5 protein-coding genes are annotated in these 8643 nt (G+C 71.6%); 3 read left to right on the forward strand and 2 right to left on the reverse strand.

What is annotated here, in order from left to right; translation table 11 throughout:
* Positions 1 to 649: 649 nt before the first annotated feature.
* The 3 genes from F4X11_19530 to F4X11_19540 all read left to right on the forward strand — a co-directional run bounded on the left by F4X11_19530 (position 650) and on the right by F4X11_19540 (position 6747).
* A complete protein-coding gene (locus F4X11_19530) occupies positions 650 to 3463 on the forward strand; it encodes a hypothetical protein (GenBank protein ID MYN67193.1) in 2814 nt (937 codons plus the stop codon).
* A gap of 32 nt (positions 3464 to 3495) precedes the next feature.
* Positions 3496 to 6198, forward strand: coding sequence for a hypothetical protein (locus F4X11_19535; GenBank protein ID MYN67194.1), 2703 nt, complete (start codon positions 3496 to 3498; stop codon positions 6196 to 6198).
* 264 nt (positions 6199 to 6462) lie between these two features.
* Positions 6463 to 6747 carry a hypothetical protein gene (locus tag F4X11_19540; GenBank protein ID MYN67195.1) on the forward strand — a complete coding sequence of 95 codons (285 nt, stop codon included), beginning with the start codon at positions 6463 to 6465 and terminating at the stop codon, positions 6745 to 6747.
* Between the two features lie 403 nt (positions 6748 to 7150).
* On the opposite strand, the gene F4X11_19545 is transcribed toward F4X11_19540, so the two are convergent.
* Positions 7151 to 7633: a single-stranded DNA-binding protein gene (locus F4X11_19545; protein ID MYN67196.1), complete on the reverse strand. Its 483-nt coding sequence runs from the start codon at positions 7631 to 7633 to the stop codon at positions 7151 to 7153.
* 584 nt (positions 7634 to 8217) lie between these two features.
* Positions 8218 to 8643 (reverse strand): hypothetical protein (locus F4X11_19550; GenBank protein MYN67197.1); only part of this gene is annotated, 426 nt, incomplete at its 5' end.

The following is an 8643-nucleotide window of genomic DNA, read 5'->3' on the forward strand; positions in this document are numbered from 1 at the left end:
CCGAGACAGGTGTGAATGCGTTGCGGCGCACCGAAGACCTTCGCGTCGTTCGAGGGCATCTACCTCGCGCACGGTCGCCCGCGGCTGTCAAGCCGCTTCGCGGCTCCTGCGCTCCGCTCCGGCCCGTGCGGGTGACTGCCGCGACCGACCGTGCGGGAAGCCTTGCGGGGCCAGCCAACAAGCTGGCCCCTCGTTCAACGGAAGCAGGCCCGGGGCCTCGAGTGCCGCTCCGTTGTCGCGGAGAACCCGTGCAGCAGACTCGCAGGCGCAGAACCAGGAAACGCAGAAAGGACTTGCATTTCCGGAGGCGTCCACACAGGCCCAGTCCCGGAACGAAGACCGGAAACCGTGCGGCACGGCGACGATTTCGTGGTGCTGGAGCATTCTCGGCAGCGTCGACGTCGCTATCGGCCTCCCGCTCCGCATGGGGAACACCAACTGGCGCGGGCCGTCGCCGAGTTGCCGCGCCACATCGAGGATCTCCAGCGCCTGCCCACAGAGCGGAACCTGGTGCTGTCGCCTCGCCTTCATCCGCTCCGCAGAGATCGTCCACACGGCACCGGCAGCGTCGACTTCGTCCAACGTCGCCAGCCGCCGGTCGCTACCTTTCTCTGGCCGCGTTCCGTGAGCGCGGTGAGGCAGGGCAGCGATGGTCGAGACCCGCGTCAGTCCGGACTTCGCGGACCAGGCGGTGCGCCTGGCCGGCACCAAGCGCGCGCTCGCCTCGGCGGCGATGATGGACTTGCGGATGCAGCTGGCGGCGCAGCGCGATCGCCGTGCGCTCGACGACTTCGGCACGTTCGCGCTGGCGCGACCAGTCCGCGTGGCGGCGCTTCTCGAGAACCGCCCGGATCCGCTTGTGCTGGCGGCTGTGGCCGGCGACCGCGCCATGCGCAATCTCGCCGGGCTCTCCGGGCGGGGCACCGAGGGCGAGAAGCTCAAGTTCGCTACGACGCTCGAAGGCCTGGCCGCGAAGACGGCTCGGGATCACCTGGAGCTGTGCAGGACCGATCCGGCCGCCGCGCGCCGTCTCGAGGCGCGGTGGGCGAGGCAGCGCCAGCCCTACCGCAGCGGGTTCCTCGGTGAGGCCCTCCAGGCGATGGAGGCGACCTACGGCACGGCGTGCACCGTCGCGCAGGATCAGTCGCAGGGTCGCCGGCCGCTGATCACACCGCCGCCGGGATGGTCCCCGACGGGGGTGATGGGGAAGGCCCGGAGTGCGCTGCCCGACCTCAAGAAAGCGCGGGCCGAATCGCTCGTCGACACGGCGATGCCGGAGCGATGGAACGTGCGCCGGGGTCTTCGGCACCAGGGTCTGGACCGCCTCCGGACCCGGTTCGTCGCCCGCGGCGGCGTCGGGCGCGCCGAGCAGCTCGCGCGCCGTTCGCTGGTGCGCGTTCCCCTCGGCAGGCCGTGGATGCGTCGCCGCCTCGCGGCGAGCATGCGCAAGGGGCCCGGGGCGATGCGGTCGTTCCTGGCGCGCGTCGCCTCGAACCCGCGCCGCGCGGCGACGCTCATCAGGATGCGGATCGATCCGGTCCTGGTGGCCGCGGCCATCGGTCCGAAGGCGGTCGAGGCGCTGGTCTCCGGGCGGCCCGTGCCCGAAGCCGGCAACCTCGGGAAGCTCTGCGAGCAGCTGGTGCGGCGCGATCGCGAGCGCCTGGTCGACGCCTGCCACGCCGGGTCGCCCGCGCACCGGGAGCGGATGCTGGGCGGCGCCGGGTCGCCCGGGTTTCGCGGCGAGGTCCGGGACTTCGTCAACCGGGTGATGGACGCGGCCCCGCACGCCGCCGAGCGCGCCGAGGACTGGCGCGACCATCTGTACGGAGACAAGGCCGGCGACGTCTACGCGGCGTGGCAGGCGCGACGGCGCGGCCTCGCCGAGGGGGAGCGCCCGGAGGCGCTCGACCCGGAGGTCGGCGAGCGGCTTCGACACGCGAGGAACGTGCCGGATCCTGGCGACAACGCTAATTCGTACGACACCAGCGACTGGTCGGGGGACAGCCAGGAGACCGTTGACGAGGAAGCGGTCGACGAGGATCGCGGTACCGCGGGCCGGAAACCGCTCCGCGCCGATGATGAGGCGCTGCCGTCGCGGATGGAGATTCCGTCGAGCCTGCTGCGGAAGACATCGCCGGGGCCGGATCGGCCGGCGCTGGAGCCCGACGGCGCGTACCGCTGGAAGGTGGAGGGCGATCCCTACATCGGGAGCGTGGAGCGCCGGCTCGACGGCCACTACGTCGTTCACTTCAGGCCGGGGGCTGCCGAGCAGCTCGCTGCGCTCGGCGCCGGCGAGGACGTCAAGCTGGCGTCGAGGGTCGCGTCGACGGCGCACGAGCGCCTGCTCGATCAGGAACACCAGCGCAAGGACAGCCGCGGCGCGTACGAGCGGGTGGGCGTCGACGAGGCCACCCTGGCCGCGCTCGAGACGGGGCGCTCGACGATCGATCAGCTCCGCGAGCACCCCGGCCCGGCCGAGGCCGCCGTGGTCCGCTACGACGACGAGGGCAACCAGCGTCACCACGTGCAGACGGGGATCGACGGCCAGCGCCTGCGCCAGTGGCAGGAGGACCACCGGCAGTACTCCCCCGCGTTCGTCGCGGCAGGCGACGCCGAGCGTGCCGCGTGCAGCGTGCCGCCCGATGCCGAGGGGGTCTGGATTACCCGCACGGTGTCGCGAAAGGTGCAGCCATTCGACGCGCAGGGCCGCATCGACGACAGGGCCGATCCGGTGACGGTCCGCCAGGTTGTCGCCGAGAAGGTCTATCACGTCAGCGAGCTCCGGGCCGGGGACGGATCGCTGCCGGCCGAGCACTTCGACCTGCCCGCCGGGCGGCAGATCACCGATCGCTGGAACGGTCCGGACAAGGCGGGCCGGGGCGCCGTCTTCGATGCAGAGGACCTCGTCCTCGGGGCCGGCGCCGGGTTCAGCGATGCGCGCGGCGCAGGTCCGCTCGACTCGTACAAGAAGGACTCGATGCTGATCGAGCGTGCGGGCGAGCCGGCGGACCCGAGTCCGCGGGCGAAGGCCGCAGGGGCGGGCGCCACCGTCCGGGCGGTGGCCGAGGCCGGGCTGGACCGGGGACTGGCCAAGGGCGACCGCCGCGCGAGTATCGACGAGCGTCTGGCCGGAGAAGGTTGGGAGCGCCGTCTGTTGGTCCAGGTTGCCGCCGAGCGCATGGCCTCGAAGGTGAATCTGGCGTACGCGCCGCCGGCGACGGCGGACGCCCCGGAGGAGCGCCGCGAGTGGGTCCGCCAGATGCGCGCCAACCCGAAGCTCTACCGCGACATCGTCACGCGGGCCGAGAAGCTCGCCGACAACATCGTCAGGCGAACGCTCGAGCACCCGGAGTTCGATCGCAAGCCGGATCGGTACGAGCCGCCGCCGGACCGCAGCGGCGGCGCGGCTGCGGATCGAGGACGCGATGCCGCGCGCGAGCGCGGCGAAGGCCCCGAGCGGTAGCCGTCTTTCCCTGCGTTGTTCTGGAGGATTCCATGCGCATGTCTCTTCTGGCGTCTGTCGTCGTCGTGCTGGCCTCACCGGCCTGGGGCCAGCTGGGGTCTCCGGACCCGAACTACGTGGGTCCGTTCTTCTGGGCCCAGCCCCAGGGCGAGCGCCCGGGCAACCACTGGAGCGTTCCCGTGATGCGCTCCTGGGAGGATGACTATTCGAGGGCCACGTCCTTCCCGGATCGGATCTGGAACACGAGGCAGGTCGGCGACGCTCCGCCGAACGATGCCGGTTTCGGTCCGGGCGACTCGCCGCACACCGATCCGGAGTACGGCCCCTACGGCCTGCAGACCGTGCAATACCTGCTGGACTGGTGGCAGGGGACCACCTACCGGAGCACGACGACGGCGCCGGCCGGGTGGTCCGAGACTCTCTGGGGCGGGTTCGGGTTCGCCCCGCGCGGGGACCGCGCGGACGTCGCACCGTCGGCCGACGGCCGCAGCGCAGGGCTTCCGGAGGGCTTCGTGGGCAACCCGGGGGCGTGCGCGGCGCGCGCCATCGCGGACATGTTCGGGTCCGGGGTCCCGTGGCGGTCGCACTTCAAGGACGCGCGGGGCGGCTCGGTCGACGATTCGCGGCGCTGCCTGTCGCAGAGCTCGCTGCATCGTCTTCGCCTCAACACGGAGCTGCGCTACGAGCCGCTGCTGAGAGACTTCGCCGATCCCTACGTGACGGCGCGCTACAAGCCCGTCTGGGACGGGTGGATCATTCCCGCAGACCTGCTGATCCCGGCGCTGATCTTTCCGCCCGACTACCAGCGGTCCCCCTGGTTCCGGCGGATGGACATCCTGTTGCAGGGGATGAACTGGTCGCAGGGCACGCGGGCCGTGCCGGCCGGCTGGAACGCCGCAGCCGGGGTCTACGGCGCCGGCGGCAGTCAGGCGTCGACCTACGCGGAGCGCTACCTTCCGTGGCTCAACGCCAACGCCTCGGGCGATTGGGCGGACTTCAATCCGTTCACGCCGCGGGACGCCGAGGGGCGGCGGCTCGACGGGCGCGTCATGCGGATCTACGACGGGGTCGCCCGCGGCGGCCCCGAGCAGTTGCGGGGCTGGGGACCGACGAACATCAACGGCGCCGCCTCTTCCAGCTGGGATCCGTCGCTCCCGTCCTATGCCAGCGTCGGCAGCATCGAAGCCGGCGGCGTTCGTGTGCCCGAGGCGGGCATCCGCGAGCGCCGGATGGCCCCGGCAGGCGGCGCGACGGTGCGGGAATACGGCGGCCCTGTCCCCTTGCCGAGGGCCGGAGCCGCGTTCTGGACGCAGTGGAACACGCCCATCTACCAGTGCACCTGGTACGTGGCCCTGGTCGACCAGGCGCTGCCGCACAAGGCGGCTGCCAAGGCTGACGACTGGGAAGCGCGGTACTGGGCGGCGCGGGCCCGCTGGGAGGAACTGGTCGCCAACGCGCCGACGCCGATGACACCGGAATACCAGGCGCGCATCGACGCGGCGCGGGAGGAAATGGAGTACCAGGGCGGGGTGTGGCAGGGATGGGAAACGATCCTGGCCTATCGGGAGGGCACGCAGCCGGATCTCGAGAGCGCGCTCGGCGGCGCGCGGTACGCGGTCGCCGGTCCGGCGCGAACGCTGAACTTCGGCACCTCGGCGTGCAGCGTGGGCATCCACACGCTGACCACGGTGCGCCACAGCCCGGTTCTCGCCAGCGGCCCGCATGGGCCGCTCGACACGCTGCAGTCCGACGGGTCGCGCACGGCGCAGGGAGCCGGACTCCCCCGCTACTACCACCCGGAGCGCGCGGTCGGCGGCTTCACCACCTCGGTCACTCCGCGAGCGCGGGCGGCGCATGCCGCCGGCCTCGGCGCCCCGTATCCGGCCGGCATCCACGAGTGGTCCTGGACGCACGGCGTGGCCGGTGCCGGGGCGGTCCGGTCGCTGGCGTGCGGGGCGCCCTACGAGCGCTTCTATGCACAGCGCGTCCGCGCCTTGCGTCCGGATGCCGGCGCGATGCTCTACGAGGGGCTCGGCGATGCCGGCAACCTCAGCGACTCGCCGCATCCGTGGAACGCCGGGGTGGCGACGGCCTGGGACTCGACACGCGAGGTGGCGTCGATGCGGCCGGAGCGCTCCGCTCCGGAGGGGCGCTACGTCGACGGCGCCCAGGAGGACTGGGACTGGCGCAACCCGAACATGGCGGTTCAGCAGGCCGATATCGGCATGCAGGATGCGACGTACCACCGCACTACGAGCGGCGACCTCGATCCGGACGGCAACCTGATCACCTGGAGTACGGACGCGAGCCGCCGCGCCACCGACTACGAGGCCACGCCGGGACCGATGGACGTCAACCTGGGGTTCACGGCTGCGCTCGAGACGGGCGTGCCCGAGGTCGACTACCGGCTCGCCGGCGCGCCCGCCCACGGGAGCGCGGGGCTTCGGTTCCGCGAGCACTACACGGGCGTCGCCCCCGGCACGGCCGTATACACGCCGCCGTCGACGACCGTGCTTCCCGACGAGGAGGACGTCGACTTCTCCGGTCCGGTTCGGTACCTCGGGGCCATGCGCGCCCCCGGTGTCGGCGGGTGCACGCTCGTCTGGCACGGCGAGGTCGACTTTGAGGACGCCCGGCATGCGGCCGCGGTCGACGATCCGGGCATGGCGCTGACCCGGACCGTGTGTTTCATCAGCGAGACGTCGCGCCCGCTGGCCGATTGTCCGAGTCGATAGGGTTTCCGGTTCAACGTTAGCCCGTCGATCAGGCCTGTCTTCATGCCGCTCACGAGCGCTGTGTGAGCCTGGCTGCCGAGCGTGCGTCGCCTCACGCCGTCCACGACACGGCGGCCATGCCTGCTCCAGGGCTTGTCATGACGCGCAACTGGTCGGCTCTACTCGTGGCGCGCCGACGCGGGCGCGCATGCCAGCCTCCTTCGCCCGCCGGGTCGTCGCTTCCGCCCGGTATGCTTGCCTGCGTAGGCGATGGCGACAATCGCGATGGCAGAACCTTCCTCCCCGGGCAGGGTCGACGCGAGCGGGTTGACCAGTGTCTCGCGCGCCCTGGAGGCCCTCCGGCCTTCTCAGCGCGTGTACGTCGTCGATCCGGACGCGCTGGTTCCACGGCGCGTCACGCGCGAGCAAGCCCGCCGGATGCTTGCCGACGTCGGTCGGCGGAACTCCGCCGCCATCGTCACCTGCCGGGTCCGTGGGCCCAACCTGTTCATCTCGACGCTCGAATGGGTCGGCGACACCTCGATGCCGGCCGTGCCGAAGGCTCCGTAGCTGCTGCGGCCGACCGGGCGGAACGAACTGTCGAACCTGGCGGACGCACATGCATCAGGTCCCGAGGCGTTCAGCTCGAGCGCGGCTCCCGCCGGACCCGAGGCCGTTCGTGGGTCGGGTGCAACCCTCTCACGGCTTGACTCGAACGTCTCTCTGGCAATCGCATGCCGTGCCGCCGCCCCTGAGGCCTCGGCGTTCGGGAGCAGCAACCGCACGGTTGCTGTAAACGCAGGTCAATTGACCGGATGGGAGCAATCTCTCCGGGTGCACGATACGCGGGCTGTTGAGGACCCGGTCCGTTGCTCGCGGCGCTCTTCTGGTGATTGCGCTCCGCATGCGGATGCGGGACGCTGCTTGGGCGGCGGCCCGGAACGGGCCGCCGCCGTCTCGCGGTTGGGATCCGTCACACGGGCAGGTTCCTCTCGTGGGCGTGCGGAGGGCCGCCGGCGTCGGGCGGCATCGAGGCGGATGCGCTCCGAACGTACTCGCCGACGATGGTGTGCTCGATGCGCGGTTCCCCTTCGTCGGGCGTGTACTCGCGCCAGGTCACGGGTCCGTTGACCGTGATGAGCTCGCCCTTCTCGCACCGTTCGAGGCGGTCCATCTGCGCGGGCGCGAAACACACCACGGTGAGCCATTCGGTGAATCGGTCGCGCTCCTCGGCGGGAATCGACGAGGCGGCCATGTTCACGGCCAAGCGGGCGCGGACGATCTCGCCGCCTGATCGCGTCTGCCTGCGTTCCGGCTTGTTCCCGAGGTTGCCGCGGTACGTGGCGTCGCAGTTGCGCGGTATCGAGCCGGGAGATGGGATATCGCTGCTCACTGTTCTTCCTCCTGTAGGCGTCGGCGGTCTTGCGGCCTCGCCAGAGCCTTCGAGCCGGACCACGGCGGGGCGTTTCGGGACAGTCTATTGGCCGGTCGTCGGTTGACCGGGCTCACCGTCGAGGCCGGCGGCGGCCGTGTCCTAGGGACGAGATCGTCCTTGCGCCGGGGCGTTGCGCGACGGCGGATCCGGTCTTTCGGTCCCAAGCCCGACGCACGATGCGTGGCAGCTCGTGTCCCGTGGCACAGAGTGGCGTCGTGGCGTTCGCCGCCGCGTTCAAGTTCTCGTCTACGGGCACCCGCTCCCCCGTCGTCGGGTGAATGGCTGCGACGGGCGTGCGGCCCGGTCCGCACTCGTAGGCAACCGTGTGGTCGACCGCGTAGCGCGTGCAGGTCTCGTCCTCCCACGCGTCCCGCCCGGCGATGGCCTCGGCGCAGAGGTACACCCGCACCCGCGTGCGTCCTGTCCTCGGGTCGTGCCGGACACTGTGGACGCGTACCCGGGTGTCCGGCCCTCTCCTGTTCATGGGGATTCTCTCGCGCTCGTGTTCGTGCGCGGCGGTCGAACGGCAGGTACGTGGAAGAGGTCAACGGCGGCGACGCGTCCCCGGCCGCCCCACCGCTCGTAACCTTCGCGCGGCCGGGTGGTCAGTTTGCGTTGCTCAGCAACGCGCACTGCGCCGCCGCTTCCTGTACGGCCGCCGGACTGACCTCGGCACGGCCGGCCAGATCCGCGATGGTGCGCGCGAGGCGGATCACGCGCGTCTGCTGCTCGCTGCCGGAGCGGTCGCCTGTGCGTGCCGCCGCCGCTTCGGCGCTCCGGCTCAGCTCCGCCCGTTCTGCCAGCACGCGGGGCGGTACGTTGCCGTTCAGCGCGCCGCGGGCGCCATAGCGTTCGGCCTGAGCGTCGCGCGCGCGCCGGACGCGTGCGGCGACCGCAGCCGACGTCTCCCCTGCCACGCGGTTGTGCGCCGCCCACAGGGTCGTACCTTCGACCCTGGCCGCGATCTGGAACGTCCGGTGGTAGCGGCAAGATGAAAAGGGACCCCGCGGCAATCTGAAAAGGGACCCCCT

The sequence above is a fragment of the Acidobacteriota bacterium genome (assembly GCA_009861545.1).
Lineage (GTDB): Bacteria > Acidobacteriota > Vicinamibacteria > Vicinamibacterales > UBA8438 > WTFV01.

What these genes read in the sequence shown, in the direction of transcription:
- F4X11_19530 (MYN67193.1), top strand. Translation starts at nt 650, where the DNA reads ATGGTCGAGACCCGCGTCAGTCCGGACTTCGCGGACCAGGCGGTGCGC.
- F4X11_19535 (MYN67194.1), top strand. Translation starts at nt 3,496, where the DNA reads ATGCGCATGTCTCTTCTGGCGTCTGTCGTCGTCGTGCTGGCCTCACCG.
- F4X11_19540 (MYN67195.1), top strand. Translation starts at nt 6,463, where the DNA reads ATGGCAGAACCTTCCTCCCCGGGCAGGGTCGACGCGAGCGGGTTGACC.